This window comes from Endobacterium panacihumi (assembly GCF_050847465.1).
GTDB classification, from domain to species: domain Bacteria; phylum Pseudomonadota; class Alphaproteobacteria; order Rhizobiales; family Rhizobiaceae; genus Neorhizobium; species Neorhizobium panacihumi.
In genome coordinates this window covers 624,765-642,228 of sequence record NZ_JBOZRA010000002.1, presented here as the reverse complement: position 1 = coordinate 642,228, position 17,464 = coordinate 624,765, and the positions used below count along the sequence as shown (strand labels likewise).

At 59.8% G+C, this 17,464-nt stretch carries 17 protein-coding genes; 8 read left to right on the top strand and 9 right to left on the bottom strand.

Going from position 1 to position 17,464, the window contains the following annotated elements:
• Positions 1-49: 49 nt before the first annotated feature.
• On the bottom strand, positions 50-457 hold the full coding sequence (locus ACRQ1B_RS14830) for a DUF2000 family protein (protein ID WP_432294479.1): 408 nt from the start codon (positions 455-457) through the stop codon (positions 50-52).
• Here ACRQ1B_RS14830 and ACRQ1B_RS14825 point away from each other — a divergent pair.
• From ACRQ1B_RS14825 to ACRQ1B_RS14815, 3 genes are all read left to right on the top strand, one after another.
• Positions 456-1,349: an AraC family transcriptional regulator gene (locus ACRQ1B_RS14825; RefSeq protein ID WP_432294478.1), complete on the top strand. Its 894-nt coding sequence runs from the start codon at positions 456-458 to the stop codon at positions 1,347-1,349. The genes ACRQ1B_RS14830 and ACRQ1B_RS14825 overlap by 2 nt on opposite strands.
• Positions 1,350-1,506: 157 nt before the next feature.
• Positions 1,507-2,862 (top strand): esterase-like activity of phytase family protein, encoded by a 1,356-nt coding sequence (locus ACRQ1B_RS14820; RefSeq protein ID WP_432294477.1) that lies wholly within the window; start codon positions 1,507-1,509, stop codon positions 2,860-2,862.
• 136 nt (positions 2,863-2,998) lie between these two features.
• Positions 2,999-3,442 carry an SRPBCC family protein gene (locus ACRQ1B_RS14815; protein ID WP_432294475.1) on the top strand — a complete coding sequence of 148 codons (444 nt, stop codon included), beginning with the start codon at positions 2,999-3,001 and terminating at the stop codon, positions 3,440-3,442.
• A 54-nt stretch (positions 3,443-3,496) separates the two neighbouring features.
• Here the strand turns inward: ACRQ1B_RS14815 and ACRQ1B_RS14810 are convergent, their stop codons facing one another.
• The 6 genes from ACRQ1B_RS14810 to ACRQ1B_RS14785 form a co-directional block, all read right to left on the bottom strand.
• Entirely contained in the window at positions 3,497-4,228 is a 732-nt protein-coding gene (locus tag ACRQ1B_RS14810; RefSeq protein WP_432294474.1) for a glycoside hydrolase family 19 protein, read from the bottom strand.
• Positions 4,229-4,388: 160 nt separating this feature from the next.
• A complete protein-coding gene (locus ACRQ1B_RS14805) occupies positions 4,389-5,075 on the bottom strand; it encodes a glycoside hydrolase family 19 protein (protein ID WP_432294473.1) in 687 nt (228 codons plus the stop codon).
• Between the two features lie 112 nt (positions 5,076-5,187).
• Positions 5,188-6,708: an exopolyphosphatase gene (ppx, locus tag ACRQ1B_RS14800; RefSeq protein WP_432294472.1), complete on the bottom strand. Its 1,521-nt coding sequence runs from the start codon at positions 6,706-6,708 to the stop codon at positions 5,188-5,190.
• A gap of 20 nt (positions 6,709-6,728) precedes the next feature.
• The gene (locus tag ACRQ1B_RS14795) at positions 6,729-8,921 is read right to left on the bottom strand and encodes an RNA degradosome polyphosphate kinase (RefSeq protein WP_432294471.1); all 2,193 of its coding nucleotides are present in this window, start codon (positions 8,919-8,921) and stop codon (positions 6,729-6,731) included.
• A 62-nt stretch (positions 8,922-8,983) separates the two neighbouring features.
• Positions 8,984-9,703 carry a DnaA regulatory inactivator HdaA gene (gene hdaA, locus ACRQ1B_RS14790; protein ID WP_432294469.1) on the bottom strand — a complete coding sequence of 240 codons (720 nt, stop codon included), beginning with the start codon at positions 9,701-9,703 and terminating at the stop codon, positions 8,984-8,986.
• The gene (locus ACRQ1B_RS14785; RefSeq protein WP_432294468.1) at positions 9,700-10,863 is read right to left on the bottom strand and encodes an AI-2E family transporter; all 1,164 of its coding nucleotides are present in this window, start codon (positions 10,861-10,863) and stop codon (positions 9,700-9,702) included. Before ACRQ1B_RS14785 ends, hdaA begins: the two co-directional genes overlap by 4 nt.
• Before the next feature lie 281 nt (positions 10,864-11,144).
• Here ACRQ1B_RS14785 and purM point away from each other — a divergent pair, with 281 nt between their 5' ends.
• The 4 genes from purM (at position 11,145) to ACRQ1B_RS14765 (ending at position 13,638) form a co-directional block, all read left to right on the top strand.
• A complete protein-coding gene (gene purM / locus ACRQ1B_RS14780; protein WP_432294467.1) occupies positions 11,145-12,218 on the top strand; it encodes a phosphoribosylformylglycinamidine cyclo-ligase in 1,074 nt (357 codons plus the stop codon).
• Complete coding sequence (gene purN, locus ACRQ1B_RS14775; RefSeq protein WP_432294466.1) at positions 12,215-12,895, top strand: phosphoribosylglycinamide formyltransferase; 681 nt, start codon at positions 12,215-12,217, stop codon at positions 12,893-12,895. Before purM ends, purN begins: the two co-directional genes overlap by 4 nt.
• A gap of 105 nt (positions 12,896-13,000) precedes the next feature.
• Positions 13,001-13,237, top strand: coding sequence for a type II toxin-antitoxin system Phd/YefM family antitoxin (locus tag ACRQ1B_RS14770; RefSeq protein ID WP_432294465.1), 237 nt, complete (start codon positions 13,001-13,003; stop codon positions 13,235-13,237).
• Positions 13,213-13,638 carry a type II toxin-antitoxin system VapC family toxin gene (locus ACRQ1B_RS14765; protein WP_432294464.1) on the top strand — a complete coding sequence of 142 codons (426 nt, stop codon included), beginning with the start codon at positions 13,213-13,215 and terminating at the stop codon, positions 13,636-13,638. The genes ACRQ1B_RS14770 and ACRQ1B_RS14765 overlap by 25 nt, the downstream gene beginning before the upstream one ends.
• 48 nt (positions 13,639-13,686) lie before the next feature.
• Here ACRQ1B_RS14765 and ACRQ1B_RS14760 read toward each other — a convergent pair whose 3' ends face one another.
• On the bottom strand, positions 13,687-14,307 hold the full coding sequence (locus ACRQ1B_RS14760; protein ID WP_432294463.1) for an NUDIX domain-containing protein: 621 nt from the start codon (positions 14,305-14,307) through the stop codon (positions 13,687-13,689).
• Positions 14,308-14,345: 38 nt separating this feature from the next.
• Positions 14,346-16,478: a molybdopterin-containing oxidoreductase family protein gene (locus ACRQ1B_RS14755; protein ID WP_432294462.1), complete on the bottom strand. Its 2,133-nt coding sequence runs from the start codon at positions 16,476-16,478 to the stop codon at positions 14,346-14,348.
• 77 nt (positions 16,479-16,555) lie between these two features.
• Between ACRQ1B_RS14755 and ACRQ1B_RS14750 the strand changes: the two genes are divergently transcribed.
• Positions 16,556-17,440: a 23S rRNA (adenine(2030)-N(6))-methyltransferase RlmJ gene (locus ACRQ1B_RS14750; protein ID WP_432294461.1), complete on the top strand. Its 885-nt coding sequence runs from the start codon at positions 16,556-16,558 to the stop codon at positions 17,438-17,440.
• Positions 17,441-17,464: the final 24 nt, after the last annotated feature.

Genomic DNA, 17,464 nt, shown 5'->3' with positions numbered 1-17,464 from the left:
AACAATAAGCGCCTGCCAAAACCTTTGCAATCCGGCGCTTTTGAGGGGCTTACGGGTGCATCCTTGCGCCCTTGGTGATCTTGTCGACCACCTTCCTGTCAGCCCTGAGGGCGATGCCCACCAGTTTTGCATCATCGGGCCCGAACCGCGCAAACACGTCGCGGTTGGCTGCGTCGTGGCCGGTCGAAAACATCTCCTCGATATAGGCCGAGGTCGTCACCTCGCGCTCCAGCGAACGCCGGTGGATGGTGCGCAAAGTCTCCTGATCGGTGGCAAGCACCACGACAGGCTGGACGCTGAGCGGATTGTAGACATGACCGGCCGCATCCCGGTATGGTTCGCCGATGATCGCCGGTGACTGGGCGACGATGCCGCTTGTCAGAAAAGCGGTGACGTTGAGCTTTTGCCAGGTGGCAAGGTCATCGCGAATAACGATGGCGATCTTGGTGTCGTACATGCAGAAAAACTCCGTTCGCGGTTTCCAGGAAACAGAGCCATTAGCGCGGCAAGCTGCCGAGGGTCTTGAACGTTTGTGCAAACCGGGTTTTGCCGACGGCATGCGCTTTGCTGAACCTTCGCGGGGTGTCGAGCGCATCGAGGCACGCTTTCACGGCAACGGCTTTTCACCGCACCGGCACGACACCTATGCACTGGGACTGACTTTGCATGGCGTGCAGACCTTTCGTTATCGTGGCGCCGAGCGGTTCAGCAATCCCGGCAATGTCATCGTTCTGCATCCCGACGAAGTGCATGATGGTGCGGCGGGCACCGAGGACGGTTTGATCTACCGGATGATCTATTTGCCGCCGGAGCTGATCGGCGCGGTCGACGGGCATCGCACCGCCCTGCCCTTTGTCGCCGATCCGGTGGTGCGCGACATGGGCCTGTGGTCCGCGCTCGCCGACATTCTCTGCGATCTCGAGCACGAACCGGGCGACCTCATTCTGGACGATGCGGTGATGCGGGTGGAAAGCGGGCTGAGACGGCAGTCGGGTACGCGCGTTCGCGCGGTGCAGCCCACGGCACGTGCGGCTGTCTTGCGCGCTCGCGACATTCTCGAGGATTGCAGTGGCGAGGAGATACGCTCCGAAGTTCTGGAGGCGGCGACGGATCTTGATCGCTACGAACTGGCGCGGCAGTTTCGTCGCGTGCTGGGCACCAGCCCGCATCGTTATCTCATCATGCGCCGGCTCGACCGGGCCAAATATCTGATGGCCACCGGTGGCAGGCTGGCGGATGTGGCTGCCGATGCGGGTTTTGCCGACCAAGCACATTTCACGCGACATTTTCGCAAGGCTTTTGGCATGACGCCGGGTCGTTGGCTGGCATTGCGCAAAAATGCACGATAATCGAGAGCAGAGCCCGGCATGGCTGCGCAAACCCTTTATAAATTTCCGAAAACCCTTCCTCAAAAGCTTCATCGATCTGTCAAATGACGATCACCTGAGCGTCATGTACGGTGCGTAATCCGATCCTGTGTCCGAGACCAAAACCACAGGTGGATCCATGACCCGACTTCTTCTCAGCACCGTTGCCTTTGCCGCACTGTTTGCCAGCGCCGCTTTTGCCGACGACAAGGAATTCCCGGCAAAGCTCGCCGGACAGGCCATCCTGCCCGCCAATACAGTCACCCCGGCCCCCGCCGATGCACCGGAGTTTTTGAAGACCTCCGGCAAGTTCACGGCTCCGGGCAAACGTACCGAAAAGCTCGGCACGGTCGATGGCAAGGATTCTGCCCGCGTGACCGACGTGAAGCTGCCGTTCGATGGCCAGCCGATCCAGGGCTTTTCCGGCATCAAGGCGATGGCCGATGGCACGTTCTGGACACTGTCCGACAACGGCTTCGGCTCCAAGGCCAATTCGTCGGATGCCATGCTTTTCCTGCATCAGGTGAAATTCGACTGGGCCACCAACAAGGCCGAGGTCGTGAAGAACATCTTTCTCTCCGACCCGAACCGCATCGCCCCCTTCCCGATCGTCATGGAAGGTTCTGAAAAACGTTACCTGACCGGCGCCGATTTCGATATCGAGTCGATCCAGCCGGTGGCTGACGGTTTCTGGCTCGGCGAGGAATTTGGCCCTTACCTGATCAAGGTCGATGCACTTGGCCAGCTGACCGATGTCATCCCAACCACGGTGGATGGCAAGCCGGTAAAGTCCCCCGATAATCCGACACTTGTCATGCCGGCCAACCCGACAGCCAAACTGCCGATGTTCAACCTGAAGCGCTCGGGCGGTTACGAAGGCATGGCGATGTCGAAGGACGGCTCCAAGCTTTATGGCCTGCTTGAGGGCCCGCTCTTCCTCGAAGACGGCACCGTGGAGAAGGCGGATGGCGCAACCGCGCTGCGCGTCATCGAGTTCGACATCGCTTCGAAAAACTGGACGGGCCGATCCTGGCTTTATCCGCTGGCCGAAAAGGGTGTTGCGATCGGCGATTTCAACATGATCGACGACACGACGGCCCTCGTGATCGAGCGCGACAATGGCGCCGGCACCAAAGACAAGGCCTGTGCTGATCCGAAACAGCCGAAGCCGGATTGTTTTGATGCCCCCGCCGAGTTGAAACGCGTGTACAAGATCGAGATGAGCGACGCCAATGTCGGCAAGGCCGTTCGCAAGATCGGTTACATCGACCTGATGAACATCCAGGACCCGGACAACAAAAAGAAGGCCGGCTCCAAGGATGGCGTTTATGACATGCCGTTCGTGACCATCGAGAATGTAGACGTGGTCGATGCCACCCATATCGTCATCGGCAATGACAACAATCTGCCCTTCTCCGCCGGGCGCGCCGTCGACAAGGCTGACGACAACGAGTTCAGCCTGCTGGAAGTCGGCGAGTTCCTGTCGGCGAAGTGAGCCGGTCAGACCGATAAAGCGATGCGCCCGGTGAAAGCCGGGCGTTTTCATTTGAAAATAATTTCTGCCACATGTCGGCTCGGCGGCCTATCCTTCGTCCTAGTGTGAGAGCCATGCTTCAACAGGAGGAAAAGACATGCCAAGCACGATCAAGCTGCACCGCGTTCTCGCCGCCAAGCCGGAAAAGGTCTATCGCGCTTTTATCGAGGCCGATGCCCTGACCAAATGGTTTCCGCCGAACGGCTTTACCTGCACGGTGCATCATCTCGATGCAAAAGTCGGTGGCACGTTCAAAATGTCGTTCCGAAATTTCACGACCGGCGACAGCCATGCCTTCGGCGGCGAGTTTCTGGAACTCGTTCCGGGTGAACGGCTGCGTTACACCGACAGTTTCGAAGATCCCAACCTGCCGGGCGTCATGGAGGTGACGGTGAGCCTCAAGGCCGTATCCTGCGGCACCGAGATGCACATCACGCAGGCCGGCGTGCCGGATATCATTCCCGCCGAATCCTGCTATCTCGGCTGGCAGGAATGCCTGGCCAACCTGCACCGGCTGGTGGAACCGGAGATCCGGGATTAGGGTTGTCGAACCGATGTGCCGGTTACATCCGAAACCGGCACATCGGGAACGGCTTCAGCCCGGCATCCGGCGCAGCGTAGAGGTGGCTGGCGCCGCCGCAAACCTGATGTTTTCCAGGATGGGCAACAGTGCCGCGATATTGGTCAGACGGCTGATCATCGGATCGTGGCCGGCCATGCGTGCCTGATGCTCCGCTATGCTGATGCGATGGCCTTTCCATTTTTCCACGCAGCCGTGAAAGTTGCCGGCATCTGCCTGGGCGTTCAGTCCTTTCCAGCTCCAGAAGGCAGCAAAAATGGCGGGTTGAAACCGTGGCTCCGCAGCCAACTCGGGTCGATTGACCAGATCGAGACCGCACCGCTCGCCCACCTGCCAATATTCTTCGCGTCCGATCAGTTGCGGACCGCCGCGCCCGATGAACCGAGAGCCATCGCTGCTGCCATGGCCATTCCCCATGTAGTCGCCATAAATCGCATCGATCGCTTTTTTCTGCCAGCCATAACCGGTGCCATAAGCCTTACGGACGGCTGCGGCATCGCTAAAGCGTCCCGGCCAGGTTTTGGCCACACCTTCCGCGGAGTAATAGATGTCTTCCGTCAGGTTCTTAAGGCTGAAGCCATCGGATTCATGCTTGAGATTGGCCAGAGCATAAGCCATCCGGGTGCGGCTGGACGTTATACCTGCAGCGGCAAGCAACGGTGCTCCATCGACAAAGGCTTGAATGATCGCAATCGGGGCCCGCGGAAATATCGCGCGCCAGTCTGCCCCCCGCGGCACCAGCACCATGTCATCTGCATCCTAGCGAAAACAAATGTGACAATATCACACATTATAAGTGATATCGAGATGAATTTTTAACAACAACAGTTGGCACCAGAGACCAAAAACCCAATATCCACGGCCCGCCTGTAAACCGCTTCCACGCGAAGGGGCCCGTTGCGTCCGATCAGGCGATTGCCTCCAGCTTCGGCAAGATGGAGGCAACATTCTTTAATCTCATCATGATCGGATCGTTACCGGCGAGAAGGGCCTTGCGGTCAGCCATGCCGTTTTGCCCTCCATTCCACGCTTTCACGCAGCCGACGAAATTACCCGCGTCAGCAAATCTATTGAGATTTTTCCAACTCCAGAACGCGGCGAGCAAGGCGGGCTGAATGGCGCTTCCGGTCGCAAGTTCCGGCTGCGCCACAAGGTTGACACCACATCGCCTTCCAACTTCCCGATATCCGTCACGACCGGTGATCTGCGGCCCTCCGCGTCCGATATAGCGCGAGCCGTCGTCGGTATCTGGACGGTTCCCCATGCGGCCGCCATAAATTTCGTCGAACGCTTTCCGTTGCCATCCGGGTTTGGTCCCGAATTTTTGCCGAACCGCCTCGGCACTGGAAAAACGGCCAGGCCACACCTCGGCCATGCGTTCAGCCGTGTAATTCATGCTCTCGGTCAAGTTCCTGATCGCAAAGCCACGGCATTCATGCTCGACATTGGCCAAAGCATAGGCGAGACGGGCGCGTGTTTGCGTGATGCCTGCAGCATCCAGCAACGTCGCATCTGCGATAAACGCCTGAATTATAGGCTCGGGTGCTTTCGGAAAAATCGCACGCCAGTCTTTGTCCGTCAGTACAAACACCATGAAGCTCACCCTCCGCAGAAAAGCGATACTATCACACATTTATACTTTTGCGAGTATTGGCGAAATACTCGCGCACTTTATGTGGCGACAATAAATTCTGCCGAGGGGAAGCCTATTCGTAACGAAACGCCAGCCGCTTTCCTGTCAGTTTCGCCAGCTGCTGCAACCGGCCATCCAGCCGCTCGCCGGCAAAATCCCGATAGCTTGGCGGCACCACGAATTCGAGATCGATGTCCGACTGGCTGGAAGGGCGGAAACTCAGATGATTGATCACGCCCGGCATCGATGCGGAAAACAGATAGACCACACGTAACAAGCCCCCCAGGAGCTTGGCCAGTTCGAGCAGACGCGGCGTGCCGATCGCTGCCAGCGGACCGGTGGCACCGTTGTCACTCAGGCCTTCGAACCGGTAATAATTGGCAAGCGCGATATAGGCGCGACCGGCATGGGTTATGCCGGTGAACGACGAGTGGGCGATGATGTTGAGCGCCTGCAGGCCACGGTAATCGGGATGCGCACGCCAGCTGATATCGGCGAGCAGGCAGGCAGCACGGCGATAGCGACTTTCTTCGTCGCTTTCATCGATACCGAAGACAGGCACCATGCGCCCCGTCCATTCCGCCAGTTCGCGCGCGTGTTCGGGAGATCGGGCGCGCAGGATTGCAAGCTGATCGGCTGCGACGAGCAGCGGATCGGATGCCTTTTCCTCAGCCGACAGTTTTGAATATAGATACCCTTCACGCACGCCCTGCGCCGATACGATGATGCGCGACGGCTTCATCACCGCCAGCACTTCCTGCATAGCCACGGCACCGAACGGCAAAAGCGCACGACGATTTTTAGAAACCGCCTGCCAGGCAGGGCTCTTGGCGGCCGTACCATCGACGATTTCCTTGAGAAAGGCCTGCATTTCCGCCAGCGGCAGTTCATAGCCCTGCATCATGTGCAGCGGGTAACCACGCATTTCCATATGCAGTTTGGCAACGTTGCGCCATGTGCCGCCCACGGCATAAAAAGTGCGCCCCTCGCCCTTGGCGAGCAGCTTTGCCGATTTGACCTGCTGGCGCGCAAAAGCACGGGCCTTGGCAATGGACCCGCCGGAATATTCCGACAGGCGCAGGCCGCCGAGCGGAAGCGTGATGCCCTTGCCCAGTTCTTGGTCGTGGATATCGATCAGCTCCAGCGATCCGCCGCCGAGATCGCCGGCAATGCCATCGGCATGGTGGAAACCGCTGGTGACGCCGAGAGCCGAATAATACGCCTCTTCCTCGCCGGAGAGCACATGTGCTTCCTGCCCCAGGATTTCCTCGACATCGCGAATGAAATCCGGGCCATTGGAGGCTTCACGGGCAGCGGCGGTGGCAAGAACGTAGATTTCCTTGGCACCCGCCTGCACCGACAGCGCCTTGAAACGGCGCAGTGCAGCGAGAGCGCGTTCGACCGCCTCGGGGTCCATGCGACCGCTCGAGCCAAGCCCTTTTCCAAGACCACACAACACCTTCTCGTTGAAAAGGGTCGTCGGGGCGCGGGAAAGACCTTCGTAGATGACGACGCGAACGGAATTCGAGCCGATGTCGATAACGGAAACAGGAGCGCTGCCTTGGATGCGCCCCTGAGCTTCAGTTCGTACCATGCGAGCCTACAAGTTGGGCCTTATTTCTTTCGTCCGGACATGACGCCCGCGATCAGTTTCGGCGCACTCGATTTCAGGGCTTCCCCGCGTCCCGAAAGAGACGGGTTGGTCATGAAATACTGCTGGGCGTTGAAAGGTTCCTCTCCATGACGAACCTCCATCCGCCGCGATGTGCCGTCGGGCAATATCTCGTAGCTCTGCTGGTTGTCAATGAGATTGCCCAGCATGATCTGTGAAAGAACCTGTTCATGCACGGTAGGATTGAGCAAAGGCACCAATGTTTCGACACGACGGTCGAGGTTGCGCGGCATCATGTCGGCCGACCCGATATAGACAAGCGCCTTTTCCGACGGCAGGCCGAAACCGTTGCCGAAGCAGAAGATTCGGCTGTGCTCCAGGAAGCGGCCGACGATCGATTTTACGCGAATGTTGTCGGACAGCCCCGGAACCTGCGGCCGCAGGCAGCATATGCCGCGAATGACCAGTTCCACATCGACGCCGGCATGGCTGGCGCGATAGAGAGCATCGATGATCTCAGGATCGACCAGCGAGTTCATCTTCATCCAGATGGCGGCCGGGCGGCCTTCCCTGGCGTGAACAATCTCTTCCTCGATATGGCGCAGGATACGCGGTCGCAGCGTGTAGGGCGAAACCGCCAGCTTCATGCTTTCGGTCGGCTCGCCGTAACCGGTGATGAAGTTGAAGATATTGGCCATGTCGTGGCCAATCTTCGGGTTGCAGGTGAAGAAGGACAGGTCGGTGTAGATCTTCGCCGTGACCGGGTGATAGTTGCCGGTGCCGAGGTGGCAATAGGTGCGCAGCTTGCCGTCTTCACGGCGCACGACCATCGACATTTTCGCATGGGTTTTCAGCTCGATGAAGCCGAACACGACCTGCACGCCGGCACGTTCAAGGTCGCGCGCCCAGCGGATATTGGCTTCTTCGTCGAAACGCGCCTTCAATTCGACGAGTGCCGTCACCGACTTGCCGGCTTCGGCGGCATCGATCAGGGCTCGGACGATGGGGCTGTCGTTGGAGGTTCTGTAGAGGGTCTGCTTGATGGCGAGGACGTCGGGGTCACGCGCCGCCTGCAGAAGGAACTGCACCACCACGTCGAAACTTTCATACGGATGGTGGACCACCATGTCCTTTTCGCGGATGGCGGCGAGGCAGTCTCCGGCGTGTTCACGGACGCGTTCGGGAAATCGCGCATTGTAGGGGGGAAATCGCAGGTCGTCGCGCGGTGCCTTGGCGATTTCGGAAATTGTGTTGAGGGCCAGAAGGCCCGGCAGAACGGCGACGCGATTTTCCGGAACGCCGAGTTCCTGCACCACGAACTGGCGCAGCGAGGCCGGCATTTCCGAATCGGTCTCGATGCGGATGACCTTGCCGCGACGGCGGCGCTTCAGAGCCGTCTCGAAGAACCGCACGAGGTCTTCGGCTTCTTCCTCGACTTCCAGATCGCTGTCACGGATGAGGCGGAAAGTACCGGCGCCCTTGACCTCGTAACCGGGGAAAAGACGGTCGGTGAACATACTCACCACGTCTTCCAGCGTGATGTAGCGAACCGTGGTGCCGGCATCCGGCAGGCGGATGAAGCGATCAAGCGTGGTGGGCAGGCGCAGCAGGCCGGTCATCGGCTCCTTGCCATGCTTGCTATCCAGCTGCAGGCCCATGGTGAAGCCAAGGTTCGGAATGAACGGAAACGGATGCGCCGGATCGATGGCCAGCGGCGTCAGAACCGGGAACAGATCCTCCTCGAAATCGGTCGCCAGCCAGTTGCGGTCTTCTTCCGTCAGAGCCGCCGGGCGGACGATCAGGATGTCTTCCTTGGCGAGATACTGCTGCAGGACGGCAAGCGAAGCCTGCTGTTCCATCTGCAGATTGTCGATCTCCTTGAGGATTTCTTCCAGCTGCTCGGCCGGTGTCTTGCCATCGGGGCTGCGCACCAGAATGTTCTGACGCACCTGGCCTTCAAGGCCGGCGACGCGAACCATGAAGAATTCATCGAGGTTGGCCGCCGAAATCGACAGGAAGCGAATGCGCTCCAGAAGCGGATGATCGGTGTTCAGCGTTTCTTCGAGCACCCGGCGATTGAACTGCAGCCAGGAAAATTCGCGGTTGATGAAACGCTCCGGGCTGGAGATCAACTCCTCGAAGCTCGGGATCGCCTCAACTTCATTGGCTTCATGCGTATCGGCGATCTGGTCCATGCCCCGTCCCTCTGAGTTTAGCCTTGCGGCCGTATAACGTTTTGACGACGGAACTGTGACAGTCAACCGTCCCCGTCGTCGCTAGCGCCTTCTTCGCCGAAGCTTTCCAGTACTTCCGCCGCGATACTGCGGCTGATGCGGGTACCTCGCGCCAGAGCCAGACGGTCGATCTGGTCGACGACACGCTGGGCTGCGGCCAGCGACCGTTCCATTCTGGCGACTATATAAGCGACAATCTTGTCATCGATATTAAGCTGACGATCCGCAAATAATTTTACGATGACCTGCGCCAGCAGTTCCTCGTCCGGTTCGCCGATCTCGACGATGGTGACGGCCTTCAGGCGCGAGCGCAGATCCGGCAGGGTGACACCCCAGGCCGACGGCCATGTTCGCGATGTCATCAGCAGGCTGGAGCCGTTTTCACGCACGCTGTTGATGACGTGAAAAAGCTCCGTGTCATCGAAACCGCGACGATCGACATCCTCGAACAGGACCGGGCCTTCGGCTGCCACCAGATTGGCGATTTCGCCGGGGATCGGATGGATATCCTTCGCGCCGCTCTTTTGCCGCCAGATGCTGGCGAGATGCGTCTTGCCGGACCCGGCAGGACCCGCCAGCACGATGACTGGCGACGGCCATGCAGGCCAACTATCGACAATGGCGGCGGCCGCGCTGACCGGTCCGGACACGAGCAGGTCGTCGCGGCCCGTTGCCGGGTCGTGGGAAAAGGACAGCGCCAGCTGTTCGCTGCGCTTTTGTATCTGCCGGTCGTTCTCGGTCATTCTGATTTCTGGACGGTGATCTGGGTCGTGCCCGTATGATCCACCGCTTGAGGTTTTCCCTCTTCCCACGGCAGTGTTTCGGAACGCCCGTAATAGATATCGCTGTCAAGATATCGCGACAGCACGAAGCGGACAAGCACGCCGACCATGGCGGCGGCCGGAACAGCGACCAGAAGGCCGACAAAACCGAACATGGCGCCAAAGGCGAACAGCGCGAACATAAGCCAGACCGGATGCAGGCCGACGCTGGAACCGACCAACTTCGGCTGCAGGATATTGCCCTCAATGAACTGCCCGAGGAAGAACACGCCGGCGGTAGCGATGATCCAGGTATATTCCGGCCAGAACTGCACCAGCGCCACACCGACGGACAGGACGAGGCCGATCAGTGAGCCGATATAGGGGATGAACGAGATCATGCCCGCGACGAAGCCGATGAGTAGGCCAAAGTTCAGGCCGACAGCCGAGAGACCGGCCGCGTAAAAGATGCCGAGGATGAGGCAGAGCGAGCCCTGACCACGGATGAAGCCGGCAACCGAGCGATCCATTTCACGCGCCAGCTGGCGGACCACCTGCACCTGATCGCGCGGGATCCAGCTATCGACCTTGTTGACCATGCGATCCCAGTCGAGCAGCAGATAAAAGGCAACGACCGGAGTGACGATCAGAAGCGAGACGACATCAACGATCGCCTTGCCGGAATTCCAGACCTGAGCAAACAGCGTGCCGATGAAACCGGCGCCTTGGCTGAGAACCTCGGAGAAGTTCTGCTTCACCGTTTCGATCTGGCTGGTCACCCAGCCGGGCAGGAACGATGTTTCAGGGCTGGAGAGGATCTGCTGCAGCTGGGTGATATAGCCGGGCATGGCGGCGGCGAACTGCGCGAACTGGTTGACGATGACCGGGATGAGCAGCATCAGCGACAGCGCGAAAATCAGGACGAAGCCGACAAGGATGAGGACAGAGGCCATCATGCGGCTCAAGCCCCGCCGCTCCAGCCAGTCGGCAACCGGATCGAGGAAATAGGCAAGCGCCATGCCGGCCACGAAGGGGAGCAGGATCGAGCGGAAGAACCACAGGAATGCGACGAACAGGATGAACACGCCGAGCCAGAAATAGATATGGCGCCGCAGAGTGGTACCGCTGATATGATAGGCCATAAAGTGTCCTCTCGGCTTCGTTCTTGTGCCTTGGGATATGACGGTGCGGCTTCTCAAGGTCAAGCTTGGGCAGCCTTGGCAGGGCACAGCTGTGGATCACTCCCGTGAAATCCCTGTGAACTGCCTGTAAAAACCCATGGAAACCATGGTGGCGCTTGCATCCGGAGGCCCATCGTGCAATTGCGGGCCAAACTATTATATGCATGCCCCTGACCGGGGTTCGCTTTGCTTCCCTTGGGCGTTTCCGGCAGACATGCAATGGCTTCAGTGGAGAACATGCGATGAGCGAGGCGGGCAAGAACGGTCTCACCTATAGCGATGCGGGCGTCGATATCGATGCGGGCAATCTGATGGTGGAAAAGATCAAGCCGGCCGTGCGCTCGACACGCCGCCCCGGCGCCGATGGCGAGATCGGCGGTTTCGGCGGTCTGTTCGACCTCAAAGCCGCAGGTTTCAATGATCCGATCCTCGTTGCCGCCAATGACGGCGTCGGCACCAAGCTGAAGATCGCCATCGACGCCAACCGCCACGACACCGTCGGTATCGACCTCGTTGCCATGTGCGTCAACGACCTCGTGGTGCAGGGCGCCGAGCCGCTGCTCTTCCTCGATTATTACGCCACCGGCAAGCTCGACCCGGAACAGGGTGCTGCCATCGTTCTCGGTATTGCCGAAGGCTGCCGCCAGGCCGGCTGCGCGCTGATCGGCGGTGAGACCGCCGAAATGCCGGGCATGTATTCCGAAGGCGACTACGATCTCGCAGGCTTTGCCGTCGGTGCCGCCGAGCGCGGAAAACTGCTGCCGGCCGGCGACCTGGCCGAAGGCGATGTCATTCTCGGCCTCACCTCTTCCGGCGTTCACTCCAACGGCTTTTCGCTGGTGCGCAAGATCGTGGCGCTTTCCGGTCTCGGCTGGGACGCCCCTGCTCCGTTCGCCGATGGCAAGACACTCGGCGAAGCGCTGCTGACGCCGACCCGCATCTATGTAAAACCGCTTCTGGCAGCCATCCGCAGCACCAGCGCCCTGAAGGCGCTCGCCCACATCACCGGCGGCGGTTTCCCGGACAATATTCCGCGCGTTTTGCCGGACCATCTGGCCGCCGAAATCGAGCTGTCCAACATCCCGGTTCCGCCGGTCTTTTCGTGGCTGGCCAAGACGGGCGGTGTTGCACCGAACGAAATGCTGCGCACCTTCAACTGCGGCGTCGGCATGATCGTCGTCGTTTCGGCTGAAAATGCAAAGACCGTGACCGAGGCTCTGGCCACTGAGGGCGAAACCGTCGTCCAGTTGGGCCGCATCATCGCCCGCGAAGAAGGCGGTGCCGGCACCGTCTACAAGGGCACGCTCGGCCTATGAGATCGGCTGCAACGGTTTCGGGTCGCAAGCGCGTCGTCGTCTTCATTTCCGGCGGCGGCTCCAACATGGTGTCGCTGGCCGATGCCTGCGCGGCCGAAAATTTTCCGGCCGAAATCGTTGCCGTCATCTCCGACAAGCCGGATGCCGGCGGGCTTGCCAAGGCCGCCGCGCGCGGCATCATGACACGCGTGTTCGAACGCCGCGCCTATGGCAGCAAGGTCGAGCACGAGATGGCGATCCTCGAGGCGCTCGCGGTCATCAGGCCGGACATCATCTGCCTGGCCGGTTACATGCGTCTGATTTCCGGCGATTTCATCTCCCGTTACGAAGGCCGGATCATCAATATCCACCCTTCGCTTCTGCCGCTGTTCGCCGGCCTGCACACACACCAGCGCGCCATTGATGCCGGCATGAAGATTGCCGGCTGCACGGTTCATTTCGTCACCGAAGGCATGGACGAAGGCCCGATCGTGGCGCAGGCGGCGGTGCCGGTGCTTTCCGACGACACCTCCGACACACTGGCAGCGCGCGTGCTGACCGTGGAGCACAAGCTTTATCCGCTGGCGCTGAAGGCGCTGGCTGAGGACAAGGTGAAGATGGAAGGGGGCAAGGCCGTGTCTGTCGCGGATTCAGATGCTTCCGGCGCTGACCAGCGGATCGTTTCCGCCGGGCTTTGAGACGCGATTGACGGTTTTTCAGAGCGGCTCTATCCTGCGGCAGCTTCGTTCTTTCAGACCACCGGCACCGGTTGCCTGAAAGAACGAAGTAGGTGGAGCAGAGCGATGACGATCACGGTCAATGTCGGCGATGCCGATCTCAATGAATTGCTGGCGAAAGTGGAAGCGGGCGAGGATGTGGTCCTCGTGCGCGATGGCGTGCCTGTGGCGCAGGTGAAAAGCCTTGCTCCTCAGCCCGCCAGCAAAACGGAACTCATTCAAACCATTCTTCGCGAACGCGAAGGCCGTCCGTCGATCACGCAGGAAGAGATCGCCGAATGGAAACAGGTCGGACGCCGCTAACCGACTTCGTGATCGACGCTTCGGTCGCCATCGTCTGGTTTCTACCCGACGAAACCAATCCGATTGCGGATAAGGCGCTCATTCAACTGGATGCCGTCAAGGCATACGTGCCGGATCTTTTCTGGCACGAGATGCGAAATGTGCTGATGATCTGCTTTCGGCGGAAAAGGTTGACCTCAGCCGAGGTCTGGCATTCGATGCACAGGCTGGAACAGCTCGACATCGTCACTGCAATGAGCGCCAGCGGCGATCAAATCCTCACCCTAGCCAACCGCCACAACCTTACGGCCTACGACGCCGCTTATCTCGCTCTTGCTATCGAGATGCGCCTGCCACTTGCCACGCTCGACAAACAGCTCAGCGCAGCAGCGGCACGGGAAGGTGCGCCGCTGCTGGCTTGATGACATCGGCCTTTTCCGCTCTATCAGCGCCATCCCAACGCGACAGCTTCAGTCGAAGTTCCCGGAAGAAAGCTTGTTGCGATTGATCATGGCCCATTGAAGGGCGATGATCGTTTTGGCGTCGGTGATCTCGCCGGTCGCGATCATGCGATAGGCTTCGTCGAGAGAAAGTGTAACAACCTCGATATCCTCGCCTTCGCCGACGAGACCGCCGCCTTGCCCCGTTTTTCTGCCGGCGTCGACACTGGCGGCAAACAGGGACAGCTTTTCCGTCAGCGTGCCGGGCGTCGGGTGCATGTCGCATATGTGATGCGCGGTGGTGATGTCATAGCCTGTCTCTTCCATGGCCTCGCGAATGACGGCTTCGGCCGGAGCTTCTCCCTCATCGATCAGGCCGGCGGGCAATTCCAGCAGGAAAGCGGCATCACCATTGGCAAAGGCGCCGGCGCGGAACTGGCGGACCAACACAACCGTATCATCATTCGGATTATGCAGAAGGATGGCAGCGGCACTGCCATGGTCATGGATCTCGCGATGGATCGTCACCAGACTTCCATCGGGCATGCGCTGCTCGAAAGTGAGCTTTTCCAGCGTCAAAAAGCCCTTGTAGATTGTTTCCCGGCCAATCAGGCGCACGCGTTCCGCTTCGGAAGTGTCGATGTCGATCATGTCCGTTCCTGTGATTCCATTTTGGCGATGATGCCGGATCAGTCCTTGCGGAGCCAGACCCGGTTGTCATGAAAAGCGGCACCGCCATAAGGGGCCACTGCATCGGCGCCGGTCAAGACATTGATGCCCTCGCCATCGAGATGCGCCGAATTCGGCCAAAGCCCTTCCGCCACCAGCACGCCCGATTTGGCACCCGCAACGATGCGGGCATGCAGGCGGATATCACCACGAGTGTTTCCGATCCGTACGATATCGCCATCGACGATCCCGAGGCGTTCGGCATCGGATGGCTCGATCATCACATCCGGCCTGCCCTCCTTCTGCACCGAGCCTTTTGTTTCGGTGAAGGAGGAGTTGAGAAAACTGCGGGCCGGCGATGTCGCCAGCCGGAAAGGATGGTCTTCATCCGGCGTCTCGATCAGGTCGACATGATCCGGGAAGACCGGCAGATGGGCGAAGGGACCAAGCGTACCGACATTTTCCGGCGGCTTGTCCGGCGACGGGCCGTTCTGCCAATCGGGGCTGAAGCGGAATTTGCCGTCCTCGTAGCCGAAACCGTTCAGGTAATGCGCCGTCTCGAAATCGGGCTGGGCATCGATCCATTTGTCACGCGCCAGATCATCGTAACCCGGCCAGCCGCTATCGGAGAGAATGCGGTCGATGTGACTGCGCTCATCCTCGCCGAAGCCGGGACAGTGGTCGATGCCGAGGCGTTTGGCCAGTTCCTCGATGACAAACAGGTTGGTACGCACCGTTGCCGGCGGCTCGACGATTTTGGGGCCGAGCAGAATGTGCATATGGCCGCCACCGCGATAAAGATCGTCATGCTCCACGAACATCGTTGCCGGCAGCACGATATCGGCAACCCTGGCCGTATCGGTCATGAAGTGTTCGTGCACGGCGACGAACAGGTCATCGCGCATAAAACCTTCGCGGACAAGGCGCTGTTCGGGCGCGACATTCATCGGGTTGGTGTTTTGGATCAGCAGCGCATCGACCGGGCCGCGATATCGCAGCGCCTCAGCGTCGCCGGTCAGCACGCGACCGATCTGCGACTGGTCGAGCATGCGGATATCCGGGTCGGCATAGGCCGTGCCCATTAGGTGCGATTTGTCGAGATGATAGATGGCGCCGTTGTTGTGAAAAGCGCCGCCGCCTTCATATTGCCAGGAGCCGAGCACGGTGGCGATGGAAAGCGCCGCATGCATGGCGGCGGTGCCGTTGCGCTGGCGGGCAAAACCATAGCCGAGACGGAAGAAGGTCTTCTTTGTCGTGCCGACCAGTTGGGCGAAGGCTTCGATCTCTTCTACCGACAGGCCGGTGATGGCAGAGGCCCATTCCGGCGTGCGGGTTTTCAGATGCGCTTCGAGACCGGCCGGATCATCGGAAAACTTTGCCATATAGGCGCGATCGGCATACCCGTCGCGAAAGGCGATGTTCATGACGGCACAGGCGAGCGCCGCATCGGTGCCGGGGCGCACGGTCAGCGCCATGTCGGCCTGTTTCATGGTCGGGTTGTCGTAGATATCCACCACCACGATCTTCGCCCCGCGTTCCTTTCGGGCCTTGATCGCGTGGGTCATGACATTGACCTGCGTAGAGACGACGTTCGATCCCCAGATCACCACGCAATCGGCCTTGGCAATCTCGCGCGGATCGGGACCGCGCAGGTCACCCGTGCCCATGACGTAACCGGTCCAGGCCATGTTGGTGCAGATCGTGCCGAAAAAGCCCGAATATTTCTTGGCGTGGCGCAGGCGCTCGATACTGTCGCGCTGCACCTGCCCCATCGTACCGGCGTAAAAATACGGCCAGACGGCTTCCGAACCATGACGGGCCTCGGCTTTGACGAAGGCATTAGCGATCTCATCGAGCGCTGCCTCCCAGGAAATCTCCTGCCAGTTGCCGTCGCCCTTCGCCCCTGCCCGGCGCTGCGGCACCATCAGACGGCCGGGATGGTAGAGCCGCTCGGAATAACGCGCGACCTTGGCGCAGATGACACCGGCCGTGTAGCTATTGTCGGCCGAGCCGCGGACCCTTCCAATCTTACCATCTGCGGCGATATCGATATCGAGCGCGCAGGCGGAGGGACAGTCGTGCGGACAGACCGTGTGGGCCACGGAATTGTGGCCTGGAAGATTTGTGGCGGAGATCGGCGTCGCAATGTTCATCGGATTTCTATATGGCATGGACAGGCCCGCAAAAAGCGAGATTTGCGGCTCATCAATTTTATTCATCCGGAGCTGCCATGAACTACCGCCACATCTACCATGCCGGCAATTTTGCCGACGTCCTGAAGCATGCGGTGCTGGCGCAGCTGGTTCTCTACATGCAGAAAAAGGACAAGGCCTTTCGCGTGCTCGATACACATGCGGGCATCGGCCTTTACGATCTTTCTTCGGAAGAGGCGCAAAAAACCGGCGAATGGCGCGATGGTATCGGCAAGGTGATGGCGGCGGATTTTTCGCCCGCAGTGGCGGCCGTGCTGAAACCTTATCTCGATGCCGTGCGTGAACTCAATCCAGCTTTCGAGGCTGATGGTGCACTAAAGCTTTATCCGGGTTCGCCAAAACTGTCGCGCATGCTGTTTCGCCCACAGGATCGGCTGGCGGCGATGGAACTGCACCCGGAAGATAATGCTCGCCTGTCGCGCCTGTTCGAGGGTGATTTCCAGACCCGCGTGACCGAACTCGACGGCTGGCTGGCGCTTGGCGCGCATCTGCCGCCGAAGGAAAAGCGCGGCGTCGTGCTGGTCGATCCGCCCTTCGAGCTGGAAGGTGAATATGATCGCCTCGTGAAGGGACTGGCAACCGCCTACCGGCGTTTTCCGGGCGGCACCTACTGCCTGTGGTATCCGCTGAAGAAGGGCGCGCCGATCAAGGCCTTTCACGAGCAGCTTCAGGCACTGAACATTCCCAAAATGCTGTGCGCCGAACTGACCGTGATCAGCGACCGCGAAACGACAGGCCTCAACGGCTCGGGCCTGATCATCGTCAACCCGCCCTTCACGCTGAAGGACGAGCTGCATCTGGTTCTGCCGGCGCTGAAGGATGTCATGGCGAAAGACCGCTACGCTTCGCAGCGCGCCTTCTGGCTGCGCGGCGAAGAGGTGGCCGAGCGCGAAGAGGAATGACAAAAGGCGCCTCTTGGGGCGCCT

Coding starts and splice junctions, on each gene's coding strand:
- ACRQ1B_RS14825 (WP_432294478.1), top strand. CDS start 456: ATGCAGAAAAACTCCGTTCGCGGTTTCCAGGAAACAGAGCCATTAGCG.
- ACRQ1B_RS14830 (WP_432294479.1), bottom strand. CDS start 457: ATGTACGACACCAAGATCGCCATCGTTATTCGCGATGACCTTGCCACC.
- ACRQ1B_RS14820 (WP_432294477.1), top strand. CDS start 1,507: ATGACCCGACTTCTTCTCAGCACCGTTGCCTTTGCCGCACTGTTTGCC.
- ACRQ1B_RS14815 (WP_432294475.1), top strand. CDS start 2,999: ATGCCAAGCACGATCAAGCTGCACCGCGTTCTCGCCGCCAAGCCGGAA.
- ACRQ1B_RS14810 (WP_432294474.1), bottom strand. CDS start 4,228: ATGGTGCTGGTGCCGCGGGGGGCAGACTGGCGCGCGATATTTCCGCGG.
- ACRQ1B_RS14805 (WP_432294473.1), bottom strand. CDS start 5,075: ATGGTGTTTGTACTGACGGACAAAGACTGGCGTGCGATTTTTCCGAAA.
- ppx (WP_432294472.1), bottom strand. CDS start 6,708: ATGGTACGAACTGAAGCTCAGGGGCGCATCCAAGGCAGCGCTCCTGTT.
- ACRQ1B_RS14795 (WP_432294471.1), bottom strand. CDS start 8,921: ATGGACCAGATCGCCGATACGCATGAAGCCAATGAAGTTGAGGCGATC.
- hdaA (WP_432294469.1), bottom strand. CDS start 9,703: ATGACCGAGAACGACCGGCAGATACAAAAGCGCAGCGAACAGCTGGCG.
- ACRQ1B_RS14785 (WP_432294468.1), bottom strand. CDS start 10,863: ATGGCCTATCATATCAGCGGTACCACTCTGCGGCGCCATATCTATTTC.
- purM (WP_432294467.1), top strand. CDS start 11,145: ATGAGCGAGGCGGGCAAGAACGGTCTCACCTATAGCGATGCGGGCGTC.
- purN (WP_432294466.1), top strand. CDS start 12,215: ATGAGATCGGCTGCAACGGTTTCGGGTCGCAAGCGCGTCGTCGTCTTC.
- ACRQ1B_RS14770 (WP_432294465.1), top strand. CDS start 13,001: ATGACGATCACGGTCAATGTCGGCGATGCCGATCTCAATGAATTGCTG.
- ACRQ1B_RS14765 (WP_432294464.1), top strand. CDS start 13,213: ATGGAAACAGGTCGGACGCCGCTAACCGACTTCGTGATCGACGCTTCG.
- ACRQ1B_RS14760 (WP_432294463.1), bottom strand. CDS start 14,307: ATGATCGACATCGACACTTCCGAAGCGGAACGCGTGCGCCTGATTGGC.
- ACRQ1B_RS14755 (WP_432294462.1), bottom strand. CDS start 16,478: ATGAACATTGCGACGCCGATCTCCGCCACAAATCTTCCAGGCCACAAT.
- ACRQ1B_RS14750 (WP_432294461.1), top strand. CDS start 16,556: ATGAACTACCGCCACATCTACCATGCCGGCAATTTTGCCGACGTCCTG.